At 55.4% G+C, this 23247-nt stretch carries 25 protein-coding genes; 14 read left to right on the forward strand and 11 right to left on the reverse strand.

Features of this window, described 5'->3' with window-relative positions:
* The first annotated feature begins 21 nt into the window (after positions 1-21).
* From B5D49_RS06760 to ilvC, 8 genes are all read left to right on the forward strand, one after another.
* On the forward strand, positions 22-693 hold the full coding sequence (locus B5D49_RS06760; RefSeq protein ID WP_078716922.1) for an HAD family hydrolase: 672 nt from the start codon (positions 22-24) through the stop codon (positions 691-693).
* Between the two features lie 103 nt (positions 694-796).
* Positions 797-1087, forward strand: a complete 291-nt coding sequence (locus B5D49_RS06765) for a YggT family protein (RefSeq protein WP_078716923.1) — start codon at positions 797-799, stop codon at positions 1085-1087.
* 19 nt (positions 1088-1106) lie between these two features.
* Positions 1107-1610, forward strand: coding sequence for a DivIVA domain-containing protein (locus B5D49_RS06770; RefSeq protein ID WP_078716924.1), 504 nt, complete (start codon positions 1107-1109; stop codon positions 1608-1610).
* Positions 1611-1613: 3 nt separating this feature from the next.
* The gene (locus B5D49_RS06775) at positions 1614-1925 is read left to right on the forward strand and encodes a DUF167 domain-containing protein (RefSeq protein WP_078716925.1); all 312 of its coding nucleotides are present in this window, start codon (positions 1614-1616) and stop codon (positions 1923-1925) included.
* 23 nt (positions 1926-1948) lie between these two features.
* On the forward strand, positions 1949-2179 hold the full coding sequence (locus tag B5D49_RS06780) for a DUF465 domain-containing protein (RefSeq protein ID WP_078716926.1): 231 nt from the start codon (positions 1949-1951) through the stop codon (positions 2177-2179).
* Position 2180: 1 nt separating this feature from the next.
* On the forward strand, positions 2181-3875 hold the full coding sequence (ilvB, locus tag B5D49_RS06785; RefSeq protein WP_078716927.1) for a biosynthetic-type acetolactate synthase large subunit: 1695 nt from the start codon (positions 2181-2183) through the stop codon (positions 3873-3875).
* 11 nt (positions 3876-3886) lie between these two features.
* Complete coding sequence (gene ilvN / locus B5D49_RS06790) at positions 3887-4366, forward strand: acetolactate synthase small subunit (RefSeq protein WP_078716928.1); 480 nt, start codon at positions 3887-3889, stop codon at positions 4364-4366.
* A 111-nt stretch (positions 4367-4477) separates the two neighbouring features.
* A complete protein-coding gene (ilvC, locus tag B5D49_RS06795; protein WP_078716929.1) occupies positions 4478-5467 on the forward strand; it encodes a ketol-acid reductoisomerase in 990 nt (329 codons plus the stop codon).
* 428 nt (positions 5468-5895) lie between these two features.
* Here the strand turns inward: ilvC and tsaA are convergent, their stop codons facing one another.
* From tsaA to B5D49_RS06825, 6 genes are read right to left on the reverse strand one after another with little or no spacing between them, the layout of a single operon-like run.
* Positions 5896-6285 carry a tRNA (N6-threonylcarbamoyladenosine(37)-N6)-methyltransferase TrmO gene (tsaA, locus tag B5D49_RS06800; protein ID WP_078716930.1) on the reverse strand — a complete coding sequence of 130 codons (390 nt, stop codon included), beginning with the start codon at positions 6283-6285 and terminating at the stop codon, positions 5896-5898.
* Between the two features lie 45 nt (positions 6286-6330).
* On the reverse strand, positions 6331-7302 hold the full coding sequence (gene thiL, locus B5D49_RS06805; RefSeq protein WP_078716931.1) for a thiamine-phosphate kinase: 972 nt from the start codon (positions 7300-7302) through the stop codon (positions 6331-6333).
* Positions 7303-7357: 55 nt separating this feature from the next.
* Positions 7358-9499, reverse strand: a complete 2142-nt coding sequence (locus B5D49_RS06810; protein WP_078716932.1) for an ATP-dependent helicase — start codon at positions 9497-9499, stop codon at positions 7358-7360.
* Between the two features lie 29 nt (positions 9500-9528).
* Positions 9529-10890, reverse strand: coding sequence for an alkaline phosphatase family protein (locus B5D49_RS06815; protein WP_234990652.1), 1362 nt, complete (start codon positions 10888-10890; stop codon positions 9529-9531).
* Entirely contained in the window at positions 10874-11770 is an 897-nt protein-coding gene (locus B5D49_RS06820; RefSeq protein ID WP_078716934.1) for a DUF2156 domain-containing protein, read from the reverse strand. Before B5D49_RS06820 ends, B5D49_RS06815 begins: the two co-directional genes overlap by 17 nt.
* Positions 11739-13166, reverse strand: coding sequence for an MATE family efflux transporter (locus B5D49_RS06825; RefSeq protein WP_078716935.1), 1428 nt, complete (start codon positions 13164-13166; stop codon positions 11739-11741). Before B5D49_RS06825 ends, B5D49_RS06820 begins: the two co-directional genes overlap by 32 nt.
* A gap of 212 nt (positions 13167-13378) precedes the next feature.
* Between B5D49_RS06825 and B5D49_RS06830 the strand changes: the two genes are divergently transcribed.
* Entirely contained in the window at positions 13379-13738 is a 360-nt protein-coding gene (locus B5D49_RS06830) for a winged helix-turn-helix domain-containing protein (RefSeq protein WP_078716936.1), read from the forward strand.
* Between the two features lie 54 nt (positions 13739-13792).
* Here the strand turns inward: B5D49_RS06830 and B5D49_RS06835 are convergent, their stop codons facing one another.
* The 5 genes from B5D49_RS06835 to B5D49_RS06855 all read right to left on the reverse strand — a co-directional run bounded on the left by B5D49_RS06835 (position 13793) and on the right by B5D49_RS06855 (position 17910).
* Positions 13793-14509, reverse strand: a complete 717-nt coding sequence (locus tag B5D49_RS06835) for an energy-coupling factor ABC transporter ATP-binding protein (RefSeq protein ID WP_078716937.1) — start codon at positions 14507-14509, stop codon at positions 13793-13795.
* Positions 14506-15279, reverse strand: coding sequence for a cobalt ECF transporter T component CbiQ (gene cbiQ / locus B5D49_RS06840; RefSeq protein ID WP_078716938.1), 774 nt, complete (start codon positions 15277-15279; stop codon positions 14506-14508). The genes B5D49_RS06835 and cbiQ overlap by 4 nt, the downstream gene beginning before the upstream one ends.
* Positions 15280-15386: 107 nt before the next feature.
* Complete coding sequence (locus B5D49_RS06845) at positions 15387-15944, reverse strand: HD domain-containing protein (RefSeq protein ID WP_078716939.1); 558 nt, start codon at positions 15942-15944, stop codon at positions 15387-15389.
* Positions 15941-16918, reverse strand: a complete 978-nt coding sequence (locus B5D49_RS06850) for an ABC transporter ATP-binding protein (protein WP_078716940.1) — start codon at positions 16916-16918, stop codon at positions 15941-15943. The genes B5D49_RS06845 and B5D49_RS06850 overlap by 4 nt, the downstream gene beginning before the upstream one ends.
* A gap of 11 nt (positions 16919-16929) precedes the next feature.
* The gene (locus tag B5D49_RS06855; protein ID WP_078716941.1) at positions 16930-17910 is read right to left on the reverse strand and encodes an ABC transporter ATP-binding protein; all 981 of its coding nucleotides are present in this window, start codon (positions 17908-17910) and stop codon (positions 16930-16932) included.
* Positions 17911-17961: 51 nt separating this feature from the next.
* Between B5D49_RS06855 and trmFO the strand changes: the two genes are divergently transcribed.
* From trmFO to B5D49_RS06880, 5 genes are all read left to right on the forward strand, one after another.
* The gene (trmFO, locus tag B5D49_RS06860) at positions 17962-19311 is read left to right on the forward strand and encodes a methylenetetrahydrofolate--tRNA-(uracil(54)-C(5))-methyltransferase (FADH(2)-oxidizing) TrmFO (protein WP_078716942.1); all 1350 of its coding nucleotides are present in this window, start codon (positions 17962-17964) and stop codon (positions 19309-19311) included.
* A gap of 156 nt (positions 19312-19467) precedes the next feature.
* Positions 19468-20580 (forward strand): spermidine/putrescine ABC transporter ATP-binding protein PotA, encoded by a 1113-nt coding sequence (gene potA / locus B5D49_RS06865; protein ID WP_078717009.1) that lies wholly within the window; start codon positions 19468-19470, stop codon positions 20578-20580.
* Complete coding sequence (gene potB / locus B5D49_RS06870) at positions 20558-21433, forward strand: spermidine/putrescine ABC transporter permease PotB (protein WP_078716943.1); 876 nt, start codon at positions 20558-20560, stop codon at positions 21431-21433. Before potA ends, potB begins: the two co-directional genes overlap by 23 nt.
* The gene (potC, locus tag B5D49_RS06875; RefSeq protein WP_078716944.1) at positions 21430-22197 is read left to right on the forward strand and encodes a spermidine/putrescine ABC transporter permease PotC; all 768 of its coding nucleotides are present in this window, start codon (positions 21430-21432) and stop codon (positions 22195-22197) included. Before potB ends, potC begins: the two co-directional genes overlap by 4 nt.
* Positions 22194-23225: an extracellular solute-binding protein gene (locus B5D49_RS06880; protein WP_078716945.1), complete on the forward strand. Its 1032-nt coding sequence runs from the start codon at positions 22194-22196 to the stop codon at positions 23223-23225. The genes potC and B5D49_RS06880 overlap by 4 nt, the downstream gene beginning before the upstream one ends.
* Positions 23226-23247: the final 22 nt, after the last annotated feature.

The following is a 23247-nucleotide window of genomic DNA, read 5'->3' on the forward strand; positions in this document are numbered from 1 at the left end:
GAGAATGGATGGGATCTTTTAGTGTTTTACCTGAACGAGTTGACGAGCAGTGATCTTCTAGATGGAGTGCGCGGAATCATTTTTGATTGTGACGGTGTGTTGATTGATTCCCTCAACGCCAACATTTGGTATTATGATACCCTGCGGGAACATTTCGGCCACCCGCCCATGGACCAAGAATTGCGGGAGTATATCCACGCGCACACCATGGACGAATCCATACGCAAACTGGTTCCGCCGGAACAGCTTGAAGCGGCCCAGGCGTATCAGCAGGCTTTTGACTATCGCCGTGCCTTACCGCATATTGAGCTGGAAAAGGGACTGCGGGAGGTGCTGAGCTGGATGCGCGGTGCCGGACTTCGGATGGGGATCAATACGAGCCGAACCGACACGTTGGATCTTATCTTGGAGTATTTTGACATCGGCGAATTTTTCCATCCCGCCATCACGTCGTATAAAGTCGCACGACCCAAGCCCCATCCGGAGGGTATTCATGCCATCTTGGAATCCTGGCGGATGCGGCCTGAGGATGTGATTTACATCGGCGATACAAAGGTGGACGAATACAACGCCGAAGCCGCCGACGTCCGACTCTGGTCATTGAAGAACCCCTATCTCAAGGCAGAGATGATGATCCCCGATTATTGGACGCTGCTCGCTTACTTGCGACGGACCTACGGATTTTTCGGGTAGCCGTGCGTTCAAGGTGATTGGGACTTGATTTGTAACGTCCAGTGTGCGAACCTTCAACACGTAGAATTGACGGCTGGTAACGGTCGTCCGAGGAGCAAATACAATGGACCTCGTAATTCGCGGGCTTGCGCAGCTCATCCATGTCGTCCTTTTCGGATATCAACTCGTGGTCATTGTGGCCGCGCTGATCACCTGGGTCAATCCTGACCCTTACAACCCCATCGTCCGCACGTTGCGTGCTTTGACAGAACCGGTATTCTACCGTGTCCGCCGCTGGTTGCCCTTCGTGTACGTCAGTGGCATCGACCTTTCCCCGGTCGTTGTCATCCTTGTTTTGGGATTTCTCGACTACGTCATCCCCGGCAATCTGATTCGACTGGCCATGCACGTCTAGCCTGCATGGGAGGGCCACAGTGAACCTTTCCAAGATTGATCTGTTGAACAAGCGATTCTCACGTTCTCCCCTGGGATATGCTCCCCGGGAGGTGGATCAATTCCTTGTGGAGGTTGCCGAGGCGTTGGGGGAAGCAGCGGACAGGCACCGTGAACTGGGGCGCAAGGCCAAGCGGCTGGAAGCGAGGCTCCAGGAATACCGGCAACGGGATGAGACCCTGCGCGACACCCTTATGAGCACCCAGAAGATGGTGGATGAACTCAAGGTCGCGGCAGGCAGGGAGGCGGAGATTGTGTTGCAGGAAGCCAACTCCAAAGCGCGATCCATCGTGCAGCGTGGCCATGAGCGTTTGGCCCAACTGCATGATGAGATTGAGGCGCTCAAGCGGCAACGCAATCAGTTTCGTATTCAGGTCAAAGGATTGGTGCAGGCCCATTTGGAATTATTGGAGGGCCGGGATCCGGAACAGGATCGCCTGGAGGATTTGGAATCCCGTGTAAGTTTTTTGAAAAAGGCGGAGTAGCGAGTGGACTCGGCTGGCCCCTTGAGAAAAATCGGTGACGGCTCCTGGCTGTTGCAGGTTTGGGTGCAGCCCGGAGCCAAAAATAACGCTGTTTCCGGGTTGTATCAGGGATGTGTGAAGGTTCGATTGGGCGCACCGGCCGTCGACAACAAAGCCAATAAGGCTTTGGTTCGGTTCATGGCCTCCGCCTTTGGTTTGCGACAGCGACAAGTGTCGCTTCGCGACGGACATGCCGCAAGGCGTAAGACATTGCTGATTGAGTCGGAAAACGAACCTCCATGGGAGAAGGTGCTCTCCATGGATGCGAAAAAGTAATAACCTCAACCAAGGAGAGGCTCATGGAACAGGCAGATCTCGGTTTGATCGAGCGTTACCAGGAGCAGGATTCCGAACTACGAGCCCTTTGGGAACAACATCAGGAATACGAACGCATTCTGCAAAAGTATGAGGGACGACCCTACTTGAGTCCCACACAGATGCAGGAAATCAAGCAACTGAAAAAGAAGAAGCTTGCCGGAAAGACTAAGTTGCAACAGGTGTTGCAGCAGTATCGCGAAGCGGAGGAGTGATATGGAGCTGACAGGGGCGCAGGTTTTGCTGAAATGCCTGGAAAAGGAAAACGTGAAGACGGTTTTTGGATTTCCCGGCGGGGCTGTTATCGATATTTACGATGAGCTGCCCAATTTTCCTATGGAACACATCCTGGTTCGTCATGAGCAGGGAGCCATTCACGCGGCCGACGGGTATGCCCGTGCTACCGGAGAAGTCGGGGTCTGCCTCGTAACGTCCGGCCCGGGAGCCACCAACGCCGTGACGGGGATCGCCACGGCCTATATGGATTCCATCCCGGTGGTTATCTTTACCGGACAGGTGCCCACGCCTCTTATCGGTAATGACGCATTCCAGGAAGTGGATATTGTGGGAATCACCCGCCCCTGTACCAAGCATAATTACCTAGTAAAAGATGTGAAGGATTTGGCCCGGGTGGTGAAGCAGGCATTTTATCTGGCCCGCTCCGGCCGTCCCGGGCCGGTCCTGGTGGACCTGCCTAAGGATGTCATGCAGGCGACATGTGGTTTTGAATATCCGCGCAATGTGCGTATGCGTAGCTATAATCCTAATTTACGGCCGCATTCACGCCAGACCAAGAAGGTCGCCAAGTTGTTGCAGGAGGCTGAACGGCCGCTGATTTATTCCGGCGGCGGCGTCATCAGCGCTCAGGCGCACCGGGAGCTTACTTGGCTGGCTCGGCGCCTGAACATTCCAGTAACCTCCACACTGATGGGGTTGGGCGCGTTTCCCGGTGACGATGAGCTTTGGCTCGGCATGCTGGGAATGCACGGAACCTACGCCGCCAACATGGCCGTAAATCATTGTGATTTGATGCTTGCCATCGGCGCACGCTTCGATGACCGTGTTACGGGCAAGATCAATACTTTTGCTCCGGAAGCCACCATCGTGCATGTGGATATCGACCCCACATCCATTCAGAAGAATGTGGCGGTTCATGTGCCGCTTGTGGCCGATTGCAAGAGCGCTCTTTCCTCCCTAAAAGAGGAGATGGAACCAGGACTCGATGTTGCGGCCTGGACCGCAAAGCATGCCGGATGGGTGGATCGAGTTCGTTCTTGGGCCAAGGAGCATCCATTGACCTATGCTCCGTCGGAAACAGGTGCCATCAAGCCGCAGTTCGTTGTGGAGAAGATTTACGAGATCACGAAAGGTGATGCAATCGTTGCTACGGAGGTCGGGCAAAATCAGATGTGGGCTGCTCAGTTCTATCGTTTCAAGTCGCCCAACTCTTTTTTGTCTTCCGGCGGCCTTGGCACCATGGGATACGGCTTTCCTGCTGCCTTGGGGGCGCAGAAGGCTTTCCCCGACAAGTTGGTGGTCAATATCGCCGGTGATGGTTCCATCCAGATGTGTATTCAAGAAATGGCCACGGCTGTCTGCAACGACCTGCCCGTGAAGATCGTTATTTTGAACAACGGGTACCTCGGGATGGTCCGGCAGTGGCAGGAGCTGTTCTACCGTAAAAATTATTGCCAAACGTGTATGGATGCCCAGCCCGACTTTGTTAAACTGGCCGAGGCGTATGGAGCTGAAGGCTACCGCGTCACCGAGTCGGGGGACGTGGAGTCGGTGTTGCGACAGGCTTTTTCCTCTTCAAAGCCCGCTATCGTGGATGTGCGGGTGGAAAAAGAGGAAAATGTTTACCCTATGGTTCCGGCCGGGGCTTCCATCACTGAAATGCTGCTCGTCTAGGAGGCTCGACCATGAAACATACGCTTTCCGTTACAGTGGAAAACGAGCCCGGAGTGTTGTCCAGGGTAGTGGGATTGTTCAGTGGCCGTGGTTTCAATATTGAGTCCCTCAACGTAGGGCCGACATTGGAACCGGGCGTCTCCCGCATGACAATCACCACCGAGGGCGACGAGCAGATCATCGAACAGATCGTCAAACAGCTCAGGAAACTCGTGACCGTCATCAAGGTCCGGGATCTGACCGAACTCAAGGCGGTGTCGCGCGAAATGGTCCTCGTCAAGGTGAATGCCGAAGAGGGCAAACGCGCAGAAATTCTACGCATCGTGGACATCTTCCGCTGCAAGGTCGTGGATGTGAGTCTTGACGAAATGACCATTGAATGCACCGGGGATGCCGGTAAGATTGAGGCCATTGTGGATCTTTTGACTCGGTTTGGGATCAAGGAATTGACCCGCACCGGAGCTACCGCATTGAAACGCGCCAAGCAGTGACGAACTGGGCCGTTGAATCGTTTGTGACCTGCCGAGCGGTTTGCTTCCTCTTTTTTCCTCTTGCCGGGGAAAAGGCGAGGACCGCTTTTGTATTACTCAAGGAGTGTTATTATGAAAGTTTTTTACGAAAACGATGCTGATCTGAAGTTTCTCAAGAATAAAACCGTGGCTGTGATCGGTTATGGCAGTCAGGGACATGCCCATGCTCAGAACCTCCGGGACAGCGGTGTGAACGTCATCGTGGGACAGCGCCCCGGTGGAAAGAATTATGAATTGGCGAAGGAGCACGGCTTCGAGCCTGTCAGCGCCAAGGAAGCCGCAGCCAAAGCGGATATGATCATGGTGTTGCTGCCGGATCAGTTCCAGTCTGAAGTGTACCGCAACGACATCGCGCCTGGGTTGGTGGACGGGAACGTCTTGGCGTTTGGTCATGGATTCAATATTCATTTTGGACGCATCAAGCCTCCCAAGGGAGTGGACGTTGTCATGATCGCGCCCAAGGGGCCGGGACATTTGGTGCGGCGTACCTTTACCGAGGGGGGCGCGGTGCCCGCTTTGGTGGCGGTGGATCAGGATGCTTCCGGAAATGCGCAGGATATTGCCCTTGCGTATGCCAAGGGAATTGGTGCCACTCGGTCCGGTGTTATCGAAACCACGTTCCGCGAGGAGACGGAGACGGATTTGTTCGGTGAACAGGTCGTACTTTGCGGCGGACTCACCGAATTGTGCAAAGCTGGCTTTGAAACGCTGGTGGAAGCCGGATACCAGCCGGAAGTGGCCTATTTCGAATGCATGCATGAAATCAAGCTCATCGTTGACCTGATGTACGAAGGTGGACTGGCCAAGATGCGCGATTCCATCTCGGATACCGCGGAATATGGTGACTATCGGACAGGCAAGCGCATCATCAACGAGGAAACCCGTTGGGAGATGCGTCAGGTGCTTTCCGAAATTCAGGACGGAACGTTTGCCAAAGACTTCATTCTGGAGTCCCAGGCTGGCTATCCTAAAATGAACGCGGAACGACGTCTTTCAGCCGAGCATCTGCTTGAGGCTGTGGGAGGAAAGCTCCGTAACATGATGGGATGGTTGAAAAAATAGATTCTTATTAGATATGTTCGCATCGGCGCCGTTTCTCAGTAGAAACGGCGCTTTTTTTTGGGGGGCGGTGTAGGATCGTGCGTGAGTACATTGTTAACAAGGTTTTTGTATTTTATATGGTATTATTTGTATAGTTGTGATGTATAGGAGGGATATGGACCATCTGAAAAGGCTGAGACACCGCTGCTGCACGTGTGATTACGCGGTTGCGGCCTCCCGCGCCTTGGCACAGGGGTGGGTAGATTATTTGCCGGAAACAGTGACGTTTTATTGTTGCAGGCTCCATACCTGGAGTTCTGGGGACATGACAGAATGTCCACATTGGAGTTCCAGCTACGATGGATTTGATGCTTTGAAAGCGAATTCAGCCCCTGGTGAGGATTCCGAGGAATCCTCAGAGCCTTGATTCAAGACGATCGGCCCTTCATTTAAATGGCCGGTTTGATGTCCACCACCGGAGTGCCGTCCAAAGCTTCCAATGGTGTTACCTCAAGGTTCAGATTCGAAATTTTGGTCAATGTGACTTCATGCAGACCGATGGGATTGGGGCGGTCCGGGGAACGTGTACTGAAGACTCCGCGCTTGGGGATGTTCACGTTGCCACGGGGATGGACCCGGAGATACGTCCGGTCGGACTTGTGGAACCAAGTCAGAAGAATCAAACGGCTTCCAGGTTCCATGCCGTCCAGAGCGTCGCGATATTCAGGCAAGATAGAAATTTCAGCGCTGGGCGCTCCTTCCGTGCCTTGTTTGGGCGCTTGATCCCGGGTTTTGATCATTGAGTGGACATAGCCGATGGGGGTAAGCGTGTATTCCATAAGGACTCCTTGATTCGGCAAGGTGCGGAAGTTGAGCGAGCGGTTTTATTGCTCGAAGTGGTCGAAACCACGTGACTCCATGGGGGCGTTGTTGTGCCGTATGCCGGGCGTAGCGGACAAGGTGCCGATGTATGTCGCTTCAGGGATGGCCGCGCAGAGGGTGGGCAGGCTTTTCGTGTCGCATGCACCAAGGAGACCGTAATCTTCTCCTCCGAGCCAGACGGACCGAAGCGCTTCCCGACGGCTTCCTTCTGCCCAGCAGAGCAGTTCTGGATCCAGATTCACGGTGCCGAAGTCCAGATCCGCGCCGTGTGCCTGTGGGCAATGTCGGAGGAAACGTGGGAGGTCGCGGGCAAGCCCATCGGAAATGTCCATGCAGCCTCGCACTCCAGCCAGGCCTGAGAGGATTTGTCCCTCCGTGACTCGAGGAGTGGGATGGAGGTGCGCCGCAACACTGCGAGGCCAATGCTCCAATGCCGCTGTTCCCTTTTGCTCCAGCATGTTGAGACCCAGACGGGCCATTCCGGGATTTCCTATCACAAAAAGGGCGTCGCCCGGATCGGCGTTGCCTCTGGTGAGGAGCCTGCCGGATTCGCCTGGTTCGCCCCAAATGGTCAGGCCGATCCCCAGTTGGGCGGACCGGCTGAGGTCGCCGCCTGCAAGAGTCAGCTCATACGTTTGCGCCAGTTGGCTCATCCCCTGGAAAAAGCGGGGCCAAAAGTCATCAGGAAGTTTTTCGGGAATCATAAGTTCCAGGGTAAAGGCCCGCGGAACGGCTCCCATGCCCGCTATGTCGCTTACGTTAACGGCCAGCGCTTTGTAGCCGATGTCTTCGGGGCTGAAATACGCACGGCGAAAGTGGATGTCCTCCAAGAAGAGGTCCGTGGAAAGGCACAGGGTTGATCTCGCCTGGATGATGCAGCAATCATCGCCACGGCCCAGGACGACATTGTCGGGCTTTTCCGGGAAATAGTGGTCAATGAGGCGGAGAAAATCATCTTCGGAACGTAAGGTCACGGTGGCTCCTGAATAATGGATGCATAAAAAAATAAGTGTATCCTGGGCGACTACACTAAAGCAACTCCAGATAGTCGGCTACGATGACCTTTAATCCAAATCCAGGAAAGTTAACGCGATATTTGTTGGGAGGAATCTGGGCGATGATTTTCCCCTGGCCGAAGATTTTGTGGCGGCAAATCCCCAACTTGGGCGTTCCCGTGGCAGGACCGGGAGAAAGCGTATCTGACGGTTCCGCTGGTAGTGCATTGCCGTTCACACCGGAGGCGTGTGTTCCGGCGTGTTGTGTTTCCTGGCGTAGACCGGAGGCGTAGGTTTCCCTCCACATTTCGGCGCAGTCCCCCGGAAGTTCGGCAATAAAAGGGCTGGGCGTGGCTGGTTCGGATACTGCGTTGAACCGGTTGAAAATAGTGGCCGGGACAAACATGGTCAGAGAATCCTTGGCCCTGGTGCAGGCCACATAGAGCAGCCGGCGTTCCTCATCCATGTCTTCAGGTCGTGCCAAGGCCCGTTTGGACGGAAATCGGTCTTCCACGAGATCAATGATCAGAACGGCACTCCACTCCAGCCCCTTGGACGAATGGACAGTGGACAGCACCAGAGCATGCTCTTTGCGCTTTTCTTCTTCCTGATCGCCGTCCAGAGTCAGATCCGCAAGAAAATCGTCGATGGAGGTATAGTTGGTTGCGATTTGGGAGAGCTGGTCCAGTCCTGTCTGGCGCTTGGGGTAATCGTCGGGGTAGAGTTCCGCCAAGATCGGTTGGTAGAACATGTTGATTCGTTCCAGGGCTTGCCCGGGGCGAGAACAATTGCGCAATCCATCAAGGTGGTCGAACAGTTCACGCAGCGCGGGGAACCGCTTCATTGCCTTGGCAATGTATTTGCCGTCCGCAGTGAGGCGGGCCTTGGCGATGCGGTCGGCTGTTTTAGGGCCGATACCCTTGATGGGGGCAAAAACCCTCCGCCAAGCCACCATGTCGGCGGGGTTGTGGGTCAGACGAAGATACGCCAGGACGTCCTTGATGTGCGCAGCCTCATGAAAACGAAGCCCGCCATATTTCTGATACCGGATTCCCACTCGACTCAAGGCCACTTCCAGCGGGTAGGATTGATATCCGGCCCGGAACAGCACCGCAATGTCGTGCAGGGGGTATTTTTTTGCCAGCTTGATGACTTCTTCCACGACCTGTTTGGCCTGGGTTTGATCACTGAGTGGATGCACGATGCGGGGGAGGCGTCCCGTATCACGATCGGAAACCAGGGTTTTGTCGAATTTGGTGTGTGCCCCGGCTAAAATGTGGTTGGTCAGATTCAAAATCGCCTGAGTGGATCGATAGTTGCGCTCTAGGCGAATCAGCTTTGCGTCTTTGAATATTTTGGGGAAGTCCAAAATGTTGGCGACATCGGCTCCACGAAAGGCATAGATGGATTGGGCATCGTCTCCTACGGCCACGACATCGCCGGATTCGCCGGAAAGCAGTCGGACGAGTCGAGCCTGGACCTTATTGGTGTCTTGGTACTCGTCAACCATGATGTGCTGATAGCGCGCCCGCAATTCCTCAAGAAGCGAAGGATCGGAACGAAGAAGCTCCTCAAAGCGAAAGAGCAGGTCATCGTAGTCCATAAGAGCATGACTTTGTTTGAATCGGGTATATTCACCGGCGATGGATTGAAAATCCTCGGCATAGGCGCTGAGATGGTAGGCCTCGCTTTCCACGATGGCGTCGATACTCCGCTCCTTGTTGCGGGATTTGGTGATCATATCCAGTAGCGTGTTTTTTTTAGGATAGGATCTATCCCCCTTGCCGAGTTTCAGGTTGTCCTTGACTTCCTTGACTACGTTTTCCGAGTCGGCCCGATCCATAAGCGTGAACCCGGTTTCAAATCCCAGAGTGCGGCCGTTACGACGCAGTACGCCATAGGCAAACGAATGGAATGTTCCTCCGCTGGTGCCGGAAAGGTTACGTCCGAGAATGCTTCCGGCGCGTAGCAACATCTCCTGCGCGGCCTTGCGGGTGAAGGTCAGCAGCAATATGTTTTCCGGGGGAACACCGTCCTGAACCAGCCGCGCAAGGCGGTAGACGATTGTTCGTGTTTTGCCGGATCCTGCCCCGGCAATGACGAGGGCAGGGCTTCCCTGGTGCATGACGGCTTCCAGTTGGGATGGATTCAGTTCGTTTGCAAAGTCAATGGGCATTGTGATGTCCCTGGCTTGGGCGGTTTGCTTCAGGCGAGGATAAGCCCGGCGGCGCCGTTGGTGGGGAAAAGGCTGCCTACATCGGTGGGGGAGCCGATGCTTTCAGAAATGTTGAAGTGTCGAAGCACCTCTTGACCGATATGACGCATTCGTTCGGGACTCCATCCATGGGAGTCGTAAAAAATGGCTCCGTGCGCTGTGTGAGCGCCGGTGCGGCCAAAAGTGCCGAAAATTTGTTCGCGGTCGAATTTGGCCTTGAGGTCAAAGCCTTCCCGCGCCAAGCACACGAGGTCGGGGGCGCGATACTGTTGCGGTCCCCGGTATAGTTCCTCTTTTGTGAAGACGCGTTCCATGACCCGTTCTCCGTTGAAGGTCAAAGCCTCCAAGCCTTGCTTCAATTGGGGCAATAGCTGTTTTGCCTCGTTGGGCGAAAGGATGCCGGAGGGAAACCGTTCCCTGGTATGCAGATATACACGACCCGGATCCAGGGCGAATGCTGCGGATTCTGGAGCTATTGCCGTGGCATCCCATTCATCCTTCGCTGGTGTTGATAGCCGTAAAAAACCATTGTGCCGGAGCCAAGCATTGACGTCCACCTCGGTTCGGAGCGTGGTGAATCCGTGGTCCGCCATGACCATCAGACGCTTTGGACCGGGAAGCGCGTCCCAAAGCCCTAGGATGCGTCCAATGAGCCGATCCCATTCCTGCAGAAAGCTGCGGCATGGTGCATGCCAGGGGTGACTGGAATCCGTCATGGCGGGATAGAGGAAATGGAAAAGGCGGTCGGTCTCCGTGAGGACAACGACAAAAACATCCCAATCCAGATCCGGCCAAAGGCGCTCAACGGCTTGTCTTCGGGAACGCAGGGTGTTGTGCAGTTCCTGCAGCAAAAAGGCCGGATCGTCCGCTCCCCTGATCGTGTCGGCTTCCAGCTGATATTCAGGAAGAGCATGGGCCAGGAACGGAGGGTAAACCGACTGTTCCCACTGTTCGGCCACGAAACCGGAGACGAGCATGCCCCGGAGCGGACGGGCCGGATACGTATTGGGCAGGTTAATTACCCGGCTGATCAAGCCGTGCTTGCCGAGATGGTCGAAGATCGTGGGGCAGGCCACGTCCTCGGCGCATACGATGCTCAGATCAAAAGATTCCGCCTGCAAGCGGGAAAAACCAAAAACACCATGTACCTCCGGACCTTGGCCCGTGGCCAGGGAGGTCCAGTTTACGGGAGACAGTTCCGGTAGCTCGGCTTCCACTGTGCCTGCCTTTGCAACGATTCGTGCCAGGTTGGGCAGCTCGGGAGCCAGATCGCGGGCCAGGGACAACGGCAGACCGTCAAGCCCCAGCAGGAGGAGTCGGGAGCGGGCTTCCATGTTACTCGGTGCGGGCATTCTGGAATGTAGCTTCAAACTTTTTCAGCATGAATGCCGGATTATATGAAAGTTTGGCCTTGCGCAGCCCCTCCTCACCAAGATCCTGTTCACGGTTGACGTATTCAAAGTCGCTGGCTTGTTGTTCCAGAAACATTTGGTTGATGGCCTGATATACTCCCTTGTATGCCGTATTGCCCTTTTCAAAGTGAATGACCACGGATTCGTCGGAAACCGGTTCGGCCACGGTGTAGGCAATGACCTTGCCATCTACGCGAATTGTGCCGCCGATCAACCCGTCGATCTGGTCGAACTGCTGGAGTACGCGGGTGATGGCGTTGTTTTCGGCTTCAAGCGCGGCCGAAGGGTTGTGTTCTTCAAACCAGCGCAGCCATTCTTCCTGCATTTCCAATACTTCTTCTACGCATTCCGGTCCCATGGGGGAGTATTCGTAGTCGTATTTTTTGAGGAACTGTTTGAGGAGGTTTTTCTTTTTATGAAACCTGTTGCCTCGCAGTTCAATGAGTTCGCGTACGTTGTAGATATAGTCCCAGTGCTCACGGCATTCTTTGATTCGAACGGTGTCACCGTATTTTTCTTCCCAGAGCAAAGCCAGGTATTCGGGAACACGGGTGAAACTTTCCAGATTGGGGACAATTTCGCAGTCGGACCAGCAATGCCGTTCCCAGTCCCCCAGTGGTGCCCAGTAGACAGTTTCGGGAATGGTTTGCCGAATCCAAATCATATCCTGATGCATGGCCAGTTCCAGCCCGTATTTTTCTGCCCAACCGTAGACATTGGCAAAGGCGTAGTCCGAGGTGGGGATCTGCGGGCAGGTATTCAGGATTCGGTTGTATTCTTCGATATGTTCACTGTTGGGGCGGACGAAATGGAGTTCCATTGGGTACTCTTCCTGGTTGTTGTTTGATCAGACTGAACCGGGTCCAGTCTTTACGCATATATACCCAGAACACGGCCAGGGCTGCGGCAGCCTGGGAAACAAGCATGGCAATCCAGATTCCACGGGGACCGCTGAAGATCTGATGGCCAAGAATCCAGGCCAAGGGCAGTCGAATAAGCCAGATTGAGCCGCCCATGACCAAAAAGGTGTACAAGGTGGCTCCGGCACCGTTCAGTGCACCAGTAAGAATCATTGCCACCAGTGTGAAGGGAATGGCGAGCATATTCCACATCAAGTAGTCAACGGCATTGGTCTGTACTCCGATGTCTGCGGAAAAATAGCCCGTTACGGGGTCGATGAATTGCCAGAGCAACAGGCTGATCAGACAGACGCAGGCCATGCCGATGCCCAGAACACGATATCCATAGCTTCTGGCAAGGTCCGGTCGCCCCGCACCCAGATAGTGTCCCACCAGGATGCTGGCGGTCATGTTGAAGGCAAATGCGGGCATGAACAGCAACGCCTCAATTCGGTTGCCGACAGTGAGGCCGGCCAGGGCGTTTCTGGCGGCGTTTGAGTCCACCGGCAAGCTGGATGTCAGAGCAAAGAGGATCAGGTAGCCTGTGTTCCAGACGGCGGAGAGCATTCCGCTGGGCAAAGCGACCCGGACCAGATAGGGGAAGGCCCGTTTGATCCACCGGAACGGGGCAAAGCTTTGTGCCGTGAGCAGGCCCAAACGTCGCAGTTGGATCAGGTTGAGCAAGGCTCCTGCGCTGATGGCGGTGATGGTGGCCCAAGCCAAGCCGCGATAGCCCAGGTTGGGCAGGCCGAACATGCCCAGCCCGAATCCGAGGTCTCCCAGACCATTGAGCACGGTAATGAGCATCATGGTATATAATGGAAACATGACGCGTTTTTGCGCTCGAAAAATGGCGTTGGTGATGGTCAACAGGTAGTAGCTGGGGACCGACAGAAGATACACTTCCATAAAGAAGCGCGTGGTGCTTTCCATGCCCGGGCGAACTTGGAGAAGATCCATAAGATAGCCGCGCATGGGAAAACTTGCCGCCAGAACCGTCAGTCCCAGCCCCAGCGCTGCAAGCACGCACAACCCGGCGTATCGCCGTACCCGCAGACGTTTTCCCGCACCGCTGGATTGACTGATGGCGGCAACGGCCCCGTTGGACATGGCAATGGCCACGACAAGGAAAAACACCAGCATCTGGGTCATCATGCCCAGTGCGGCCTGAACCTCGGAGTCCAGCAGTCCCGCCACCTTTACGTCCACGGCACCAATAAGAAAATGGAAAAGCATCATCAGCACCTGGGGCCAAGCCAGGCGCCAGATTACACGATAGGGGTGTCGTTCCAGTTCGGCATCAATTTGAGGGGGCATGGTATGTCGGGTCTCCTATGGGTGGGCCATCATCGCCCGGCGGCCTGATTCGTCGTTGAACAAGATAGCCATTTCTGGCCGTTTGCCAAGGGGCGAAGGGGTAATACAATTCATGACATTGCGCCAGCCTCGGTTTCTGGATACAACGGGCTGGAATAGGAACGATTTCATACAGGGCGTACTATGTGGAACGGGAAGTAAGGGGGAGTGGCATGAACGAGGAACGAACGCGGCTCAAGATGCGTATGTGGTTGGAATTGAAAGATGAAGGGGCGCTGTTTGGCCCTGGAACCATGTATATGTTGCAGCTCATTGATGAATTGGGATCCCTGAACAAAGCGGCAGCGGAGCTGGGCATGTCGTATCGTCGTGCCTGGGGGCGGCTGCAGGAAGCCGAAACCCGTATTGGCCGAGAGCTTGTAGAGCACGTTCGTGGACGCAAGGGGTATCGGCTTACTCCCTTTGGCCGGGAGGCTTTGGAGGCGTGGCGGCGCTGGCAGAACGAGGTGGAGGAGTTTGCGCGTCAGCGCGCCAGAGAGCTGTTTCCGGAGGGGTTGCGGCCGCAAACGTAGACCGTTGCCAGCCGAAGGCACGACATTGTATTTTTTTTGGGTTGTTGCTGAGGATCAGTCGTGCAGGTGCGGTTCCTCGCCCCCTTCGTGAATGTGAACATGGGTATGGGCGTGCGCTTCGCTTCGAACCACTTGACCGTCGCGCAGGGCGACGAGTGTATCCGTAGCTTCGGCAAGAAAATCAGGTTCATGCGACACAACGAGGCAGGCGATGTCCAATCCCTGGAGGATGGTCAGAATTCGTTGCTTTGTATCCTTGTCCAGCCCGGTTGTTGGTTCGTCAAGCAAAAGCGCATCCGGTTCCATGACAAGAATGGTGGCCAGGGCCGCCAATTTTTTTTCACCGCCTGATAGCTTGTAGGGTACCCGGTCTTCGAATCCTTCCAAACCCAGCCGTGTGATGGTTGCCATGGCCTTGTCCAGTGCTTCGCGTCGTCCCAGCCCCTGATTAAGAGGGCCAAAGGCCACATCTTCCAAAACACTGGGGCTGAACAGCTGGTCGTCGGCATGTTGAAAAAGGAAGCCAAGACGGAGTCTGGCATCGTGAAATTCGGCCTCGGTGTTGACCTGTCGGCCAAAGAGCCGGATTGTCCCTGAGCGAATGGGGACCAGCCCCATGATGGTGTGCAGCAGCGTGCTTTTGCCGCAGCCGTTGGGACCGATCAGCCCGATGCGTTGTCCAGGGCGGAGCGTGAAGTCCAGTTCGCGCAAAATGTCCTGTCGACCAGGGTAGCCGCTGGTGATGCCGTTCAGTTGAATGATTTCTTTCATATTCTTCCCATTTGCAGAGCAATGTCTCCAGCCAAAAGCCCCGCACCCAGTGCAATGGCCAGGGCCAGGAGCCACCAGTCAGCCGTCGAACGATGAAAACGAACCAGGCTGTGAAAGGTTCCCGTGAATCCCCTGCAACGCATGGCCTGGTGAACCCGTTCCGCCCGATCCCAGCTGCGGACGAAAAGCATGGCTACAAGCCAGGCATAGGTTCGGTAGGTGTGAATATTCGTGCGCGGGTGAAATCCACGGGCTTTTACACAACGGTGTTGCCGGAGATATTCTTGCCGTATTACGGCGATGTATCGCCAAGTGAAGAGTAAAAGCAAACAGAGTTTTTGCGGCACCCCCAGCCGTTGCAGGCCTTGGCCCAGCGAGGTGATCGGCATGGTGGCGAGAAGAGCCGTAAGTGTGAGTACGATGCCGAAGCTTTTGGCAGTGAGCAGCAGGCAGAGCTGAATGCCTTCCTGGGTGGCCGTCAGTGGCCCGAGGTGAAATAGTGTTTTCCCCGGTAGAGAAAATGGAAGAAATATCCAAAGAAAACCAATGAACAGGCCGACCACGGCCATACGTTGCACCAGAGGACGCAACGGCAGTCGGGCCGCGACCGCCAGAACCAGGCCGAGCACAAGGCCAGCCGTGGCCATCGGCAGATGTTGCAGTGTAGCTGCAGGGAGGCTGATGGCCAGAGCGGCCAGGATTTTTATACCCGGATTCCGTCTGTGCAGGGGCGATGTCCCAACGGCAAAGGGTTCTTCAATGGCACTCAAGGCAGTATCCCGGTTGGTGATCAGAAGGCGGCCCGAGGGAAACCCCTGCCGGACCGCCGCAATGTGTCACACTTTGTGTATGTGCGCAATTCGAGGAGGATGTTGCCTTATTTCTCCAAGCCTACTTGCGGGGCCAGGGGAGCGATGGCTGCAATGGCGATTTGAAAAAATTCCCCTAATTCCAGGCCAATTTTTTCACATTCCCGGATGTTTTCCCGATTCACATTGGCGGCAAAGGCCTTTTCCTTCATCTTTTTCTTGAGACTTTTGGCCTTCATGCCGCTCATGCCGTTGGGACGCACCAGGGCGTTGGCGTGGATCAGTCCGGTGACGGTCTCGCCGCAGCGCAGGGCGAAGTCGAAAAGGGTTTCCGGCTGGGTTCCGGTGTGTTCTCCATTGTGCGCACGGATGGCATGGAGTGCTTCCTCCGGCAGTTGGCCTTCAAGCATAGTACAGGTTTCCATGCCGTGCCGTTCCGGGGTGTCTTTTGTGGCCGAGTAGTCCAAATCATGCAACAGTCCTGTAATGGCCCAAAGATCCTGATCCTGTTCCAGTCGCTGGGCGAGTCCGCGCATCACGGCTTCCGTCTCAAGGGCATGGGGGATCAGATGAGGTTCCGTGCTGTGGTTGCTGACCAGTTGCATGGCATCGTCGCGAGAGATCATGACATGTTCCTTTTGTCTTGAGTGGTTGCTTCATATAGCCAGCAGGCAACATGGTGGCCGGGCTGAATTTCCCGGAATGTTGGCTTTTGCCGGGAGCAGATGTCCATGGCCTGCGGGCAGCGGGGGTGAAACGGGCAGCCCTGTGGCGGGGACAAGGGGCTGGGGAGTTCCCCTGTGAGGGGCATTTCCTGCGGGGGGATTGAGGGATCGGGAATCGGGACCGCGGTAAGCAGTGCCGCACTGTAGGGATGTCTTGGCGTTTTGAAAAAGGATTGTCGCGGTGCCAGTTCCACGACGCTCCCCAGGTACATGACCGCCACTCTGTCGCAGAGGTGGCTGATGACGGAAAGGTCGTGGGAAATAAACAGGTAGGTCAGCCCCATGTCTTTTTGCAGAGAGTGCAGCAGGTTAAGCACTTGGGCGCGGATGGACACATCAAGGGCGGAAACGGGTTCGTCGCAGACCACCAGTTCGGGTTCCGGTGCCAGGGCGCGGGCAATGGCCACTCTTTGGCGCTGTCCGCCGGAAAATTCATGCGGATAGCGTGCCATGTCGTCTTGGCCTAGTCCCACGCGAGAGAGCATTTCCCTTGTTTTTTTTCGTCGCTGCTCCAAAGGATGCCGGCCGAGAATATCAAGCGGTTCCCGCACGATGGAGCCGACCGTCCAGCGTGGGTTGAGAGAGGAGTATGGGTCTTGAAAAATCATCTGCACGGTTCGGCGCAGGTGCTGCCCCTGCCACTGCTCCAGTGGGATGTTTTTAAGGATGATCTCGCCGGAGGTGGGGGTCTCGAGACCGAGAATGAGTCGAGCCAAGGTGGATTTCCCGCAGCCTGATTCTCCGACCAGTCCCAGTGTCTCGCCGTGCCGTACATGCAAATGAAGGTCGTTCACGGCATGGACCACTCCTTGTTTCGTACGGAGTAGCCCGCCGCGCACGACGTATTGTTTTTGCAGGTTGCGAATGGTGAGCATGACGGATTTCCTCAGTTGTGAAGCCAGCAGCGGACTCGGTGTCCCTTGTCCAGTTCAACCAAGGGCGGTTTTTCCTTTTGGCAACGGGTAAAGGACTTGTCGCACCTTGGGTGAAAGGGGCATCCGCCGGGTCGATTGAAGATGTCGGGGACTGCTCCCGGAATAGGAACTAACTTTCGGTGAGGATGGTCCTGATGACCATTCGCTCGCGGCAGGGAACGAAACAGCCCGATTGTGTATGGATGGAGTGGTGTTTTGTATAATTCTTTGGTCGTGGCTTCTTCAACGATGCGTCCCGCGTACATTACCGCGACCCTGTTGGAGTACCCGGCCACCAGAGCGAGATCGTGACTGATGAGTACGCCGGAGGCTTGGGTTTGTTCTCGTTGTTCCGCAAGCATGCGCATGATTTGTGCCTGAATGGTCACGTCCAGGGCGGTAGTTGGCTCGTCGGCAAAGAGCAGGTCTGGTTCACATGCCAGAGCCATGGCAATCATTACGCGTTGCCGCATGCCGCCGGAAAGTTCGTGGGGAAAAGCCCGAATTCGGGTTTTGGCCTGGGGGATACCGACTTGGTCGAGGAGTTCCGCTGCCCGCTCCAAGGCTTGGGCTTCATCCATCCCTTGGTGTAGCATCAAAGGTTCCGCAATCTGGCGTCCGATCCGGAACACAGGATTTAGGGCGGTCATGGGTTCCTGAAAGATCATGGAAATTTTGTTGCCGCGAACGCGTTGAAGTTCTGCATCGGAAAGTTGGAGCAGGTCGCGTCCCTGGAAAAAAGCGTTTCCGCCCGTGACGCGGCCGGGCGGGTTCGGTATAAGACCCAGGATGGAAAGGGCGAGAACGGTCTTTCCGCAACCGGATTCGCCTACGATAGCCAGTGCGTCACCTTGCCTCACGGCGAGGTTCACTGTATCAAGCGCCTTTGCCACGCCGCGTGGGGTGGCAAAGCGGGTGGTAAGCCCGCGAATGTCCAGAATGGTATCAGCCATGAGTGCTGTCCTGCATTGACAGGTGTATACGGAAAAAAGCCGGAGACGACAATGTCGGAGACACGGAATAACGATATGTGGGTAGCGGTGATCGGGGGCGGACTAGCGGGCTGCGAGTGCGCGTATACCCTTTCCAGGGCCGGTGTGCCGGTCCGGATGTTTGAAATGAAGCCGGAGCGTTTTTCCGAAGCGCACCACAATTCCGGCCTGGCCGAGTTGGTTTGCTCCAATTCTTTGCGTTCGGAGGAGCCGTCAACCGGGGTGGGATTGCTTAAGCAGGAAATGCGGGCACTGCACAGCCTTGTTATGAACGTGGCGGACGAAGTCCGTGTCCCCGCGGGAAAGGCGTTGGCCGTGGATCGTGAACGGTTTTCGTCCCGAATGACCGAGGTGGTTTCGGGTGAGCCGAATATCGTCCTGGTGCGTGAGGAGATCGGCAGTTTGGATCATGCCTCGTTGCAGGGAGCAACTGCCGTGGTGGTTGCTGCCGGTCCCATGGCCTCCGAGTCTCTTGCCGAGGATTTGCAGCAGTTGGTGGGGGGGGAGCGATTGTATTTTTATGACGCCATTGCTCCGATCATTGCCTCTGAATCCGTGGACATGAATAAAGCTTTCTGGGGATCCCGCTACCGCCCGGAGGATACGGATTATCTCAATTGTCCTCTGTCTGAGGAGCAGTACAAGGCTTTCATCAACGCCATGCTTGCGGCAGAGAAAGTCAAACCGCGTGAGTTTGAACAGCATATTCATTTCGAGGGCTGTCTTCCCGTTGAGGAAATGGCAGAACGTGGAGAAATGACCCTGGCTTTTGGTCCGTTGAAGCCTGTTGGATTGGAGGATCCGCGCACCGGAGAGCAGCCGTTCGCCGTGGTGCAGCTCCGCGCCGAAAATCGGGAAAAAACCGCATTCAACATGGTAGGCTTTCAAACCAAGCTGACCTATCCGGAGCAAAAGCGTATTTTTCGGATGATTCCGGGATTGGAAAACGCCGAATTTTTGCGTCTTGGTTCCATTCATCGCAATACGTATGTGGATGCCCCCAGCATATTGGACGGGCTGGAGTTGAAGGCCAGGCCTGGGACGTATCTCGCTGGTCAGATTACCGGGGTGGAGGGGTATGTGGAGTCTGCGGCCTGCGGGTTGTGGCTCGGGCATCTGCTTGCGGCGCGTCTGCGTGGGCGTGATTTGCCGTGTCCGCCGTGTGAAACCGCATTGGGCGGGCTACTTGCTCATTTAGGTACTCCTCCGGCAAAACGCTTCCAGCCTTCCAACGTGCATTTTGGGTTGATGCCTGCTTTGAACCGTCGCGCTCCAAAAAAGAAGCGTAAGGAATTATACGCGGCGCGTGGGCGTGACGCGTTTGCCAAGTGGCTTGGCGAGGTAAAATTGTTTGAAGAATAGGGTGTAATACGCCATACTTTTTGAGGCTATTTTCTTCTTGCAGGAATGTGACGAATACGGCATAGGGGGAAGCCTTTTTGCTGGATCCTGTTGGCGTCACACTCCTGCTGATGGAGTGTCGTTTTCGGATGGACTTTTATGGTGCGGGGGAAAGCCATGTCCGAAGAGCAATCTGTCATCCGTCTTGAGCACGTTGCCAAAGAGTTTGATGGCGAAACCGTGCTCCACGATGTCTGCCTGGACATCCGCCACGGAGAATTTCTAACCATTCTCGGGCCGAGTGGGTGTGGGAAAACCACGCTGCTGCGGCTTCTTGCCGGGTTTGAATCTCCTTCTTCCGGTGAAATTATTCTTGACGGCCGTTCCATGCGTGACGTCCCTCCGGACGGCCGGCGCGTAAACACGGTCTTTCAAAGCTACGCGCTGTTTCCGCATATGAGTGTTTTCGACAACGTGGCCTTTGGGTTGCGGATGTCTGGCATTCCAAAAGTTGAAATTGGCGAACGTGTCGCCAAGGCGCTGCGCATGGTCGGACTTGCAGGGCAGGCCGGACGTCGTCCCACCAGCCTCTCGGGCGGCCAGCAGCAGCGGGTGGCCATTGCACGGGCTGTAGTGAATCGACCTTTGGTTCTTTTGTTGGATGAGCCGCTAAGTGCTCTGGATTACAAATTGCGGGTGCAGATGCGTACGGAATTGAAGCAGCTGCGGCGCGAAATGGGCATTACCTTTATTTTCGTCACCCATGATCAGGAAGAGGCCTTTTCCATGTCCGACCGGGTGGTGGTCATGAATGAAGGCTGCGTGGCCCAGGTGGGGACGCCGGTGGAAGTGTATGAACAGCCGGTGAATATGTTCGTTGCCCGATTCGTGGGGGAAACCAACGTGTTTGAGGGCGTGGCCGGTCAAAGCGACGGTGGCATTCTTCAAGCGTTGGTCGAAGGTCGAACCTGTGAGTTGTCTTCGCATCGCGGATTTCAGCCCGGTGACCGTATCCGTGTTTTGCTCCGTCCGGAGGATCTCCTGGTGGAGAGGGAGGAGCCGGAGGATGACGATAAGCTTTGGCTGCCCGGCCGGATCATGGAAACCGTGTACAAAGGCTCCACGTGGGACATGGTGGTGCAACTGGACAGCGGGCATGAGATTTTGGTCACCGAGTTCTTTGACGAGGACGCGGACAAGATGAATTTTCAGGCCGGAGAACGGGTCGTGGTCAGCTGGTTCGACGGTTGGGAGGTGGTCTTGCCCCATGAAGACGACGAGCCCTTTTAAGCGGCTTTCCATCGGCGGCGCCACGCTTTGGCTTGGCGTGTTCGCCTTGTTGCCTATTCTGCTTATCGTGGGAACGAGTTTTCTTACGAGGGATGCTTCGTCGTTTGTCGTGTTCCAATTTTCGCTTCAAGGATACCGTGGCATCCTGGATCCCGTGTTTCTCGAGGTGCTGCAGCAATCCGTTTATCTCGCCACCGGTGCCACGGTGCTGTGTTTGTTGGTGGGCTATCCCTTTGCCGCGGCCCTGGCTGGCTGGAAGGGACGAGGCAAGGCCGTGCTGTTGCTGCTGGTGGTGATTCCCTTTTGGACCAACTCCCTTTTACGGACATACGCCCTGGTTTTTCTGCTCAAGGCAAAGGGCTTGATTTCCCTGCTGTTGGTGTGGCTCGGTTTGTCGGATGGTCCCGTGTCGTTGCTGTATACCGAGGCCGCTGTGTTTATCGGATTGGTCTACACGTTGTTGCCGTTTATGATTCTTCCGCTTTACGCCTCGCTTGAAAAATTGGACCGTACGCTTCTGGAGGCGGCCCGGGATCTCGGAGCCGGGCGGTTGCAGACCTTTGTGCGCGTTACACTGCCGTTGACCATGCCCGGCATTATCGCCGGTTCCATGATGGTCTTTTTGCCGGCCTTGGGAATGTTCTACATTCCAGATCTGTTGGGCGGCGGAAAGCATGTCATTGCGGGGAATTTCATCAAGGATCAGTTCCTGACCGCCAGGGATTGGCCGGTCGGTTCAGCTGCCAGCGTGGTGCTCACCTTGCTCATGGGCGGGCTGCTCCTGGCCTATCATGCCAGTGCGCGACGTGTTCGCCGCCCTGGCCGTGACGGTTTTGATGGGGGCGAGGCATGAGGAGCGTGTTGCAACTGCTGCGGCTGCTGCCGGTCTATGTTTTTTTATATTTGCCCATTGCCGTGCTGGTGGTGTTTGCCTTCAACGACTCTAAATATTCGGTAGCCTGGAAGGGGTTTACCTGGAAGTGGTTCGGGCGGCTTCTGGAAAATACGCAACTCATGGATGCGGCATTGAATTCCCTCACTGTGGCCGTACTTTCGGCCACTGCCGCCACCATGTTGGGAGTGCTCGCGTCAGTGGCATTGTATCGTTACCGCTTTCGCGGCAAACAGATCATGCAGTCAGTGCTTTTTATACTTATGGTCTCGCCGGATATTGTCATGGGAGTGGCCTTATTGGTGCTGTTCATGTTCATCGGGCTGAAACCCGGTTTTTTAACGCTTCTTTTGGCACACACCACCTTCTGCCTACCGTTTGTTACGGTGACCGTCAGTTCCCGCTTAGCCGGGTTTGACGGACACCTGATTGAGGCGGCTCAGGATCTCGGAGCCGGAGAGTTTCAGGCTTTTCGACATGTTCTGCTGCCCATGCTGCTGCCTGCGGTTGTGGCGGGGTGGCTCCTTTCGTTCACGTTGTCCATGGATGACGTGATTATCAGTTTCTTCGTGACTGGGCCGGAGTTCGATATCTTGCCGCTCCGGGTATATTCCATGGTTCGGCTTGGGGTGAAGCCGGACGTGAACGCGCTTTCCGCCATCATGTTCGGACTCACGGTTGTGATAGTGTTTACCTCGCAACTGCTTTTGAGGAGAAAAAGATGAGACAATGTATCTTGTCGCTGCTTCTGGTCCTGCTGACCGGATCGGCCTTTGCCGGGGGGGGAGAGGTCTATGTTTACAACTGGACCGAGTACATTCCTGACCAGGTGTTGTCCCGTTTTACCAAGGAAACCGGCATCAAGGTGGTTTATACCACGTATGAAAGCAATGAAGCCATGTATGCCAAGGTGAAGCTGCTGGGTGGGGAGGGATATGACGTGGTGGTACCCTCGACCTATTTTGTGAATCGAATGCGCAACGATGGCTTGCTTGCACCCCTTGATCGTTCCTTGCTCCCGAATTTTTCGAACGTGAACCCGGCGATTCTGGACAAATCCTATGACCCGGGAAATCAGTATTCTGTTCCGTATCTATGGGGAGGGACCGGCATTTTGGTCAATGCCGACGCGGTGGACCCGGAAAAAGTGTCCTCCTGGAAGGGGCTTTGGGACGAGGCGCTCAAAGGGCGTTTATTGCTGCAGAATGATTTGCGCGAAGTGTTCGGTATTGGATTGTTGCTCAAGGGCTATTCGCTTAATGAGACCGATTCTGAGAAGATCAAGGAAGTATATGAATTGCTTCGTACGTTGGTGCCTTCCGTCCGCGTGTTCAACTCGGACAGCCCCAAGTTGGCGTTTCTCGGGGAGGAGGTGTCCGGAGGCATGATTTGGAACGGTGAAGCCTATGTGGCCATGCAAGAAATCGATTCGTTGCAATTTGTCTGGCCGCAAGAGGGTGGCATTTTCTGGATGGATAACTTTGTGATTCCCAAGGGGGCGCGCAACATTGAAAATGCGCATGCCTTCATCAACTTTATGCTTCGTCCGGACATCTCGGCCATGTGCTGCGAGGAGTACGGTTATCCAACTCCCATTCCCGCGGCACAGGAGCTTTTGCCAGAGGAGCTGCGCAACAGCTCGGTGGTCTTCCCTCCGAAGGAGGTCATGGAGCGTTCCGAGTTTCAGGACGACGTGGGGGACGCCATCCTTTTGTATGAGGAATATTGGCAAAAGCTCAAGGTGAGCAAGTAAGCTGCCGATCCATTCAGGGACG

This window comes from Paucidesulfovibrio gracilis DSM 16080 (assembly GCF_900167125.1).
Classification (GTDB): Bacteria; Desulfobacterota; Desulfovibrionia; order Desulfovibrionales; family Desulfovibrionaceae; genus Paucidesulfovibrio; species Paucidesulfovibrio gracilis.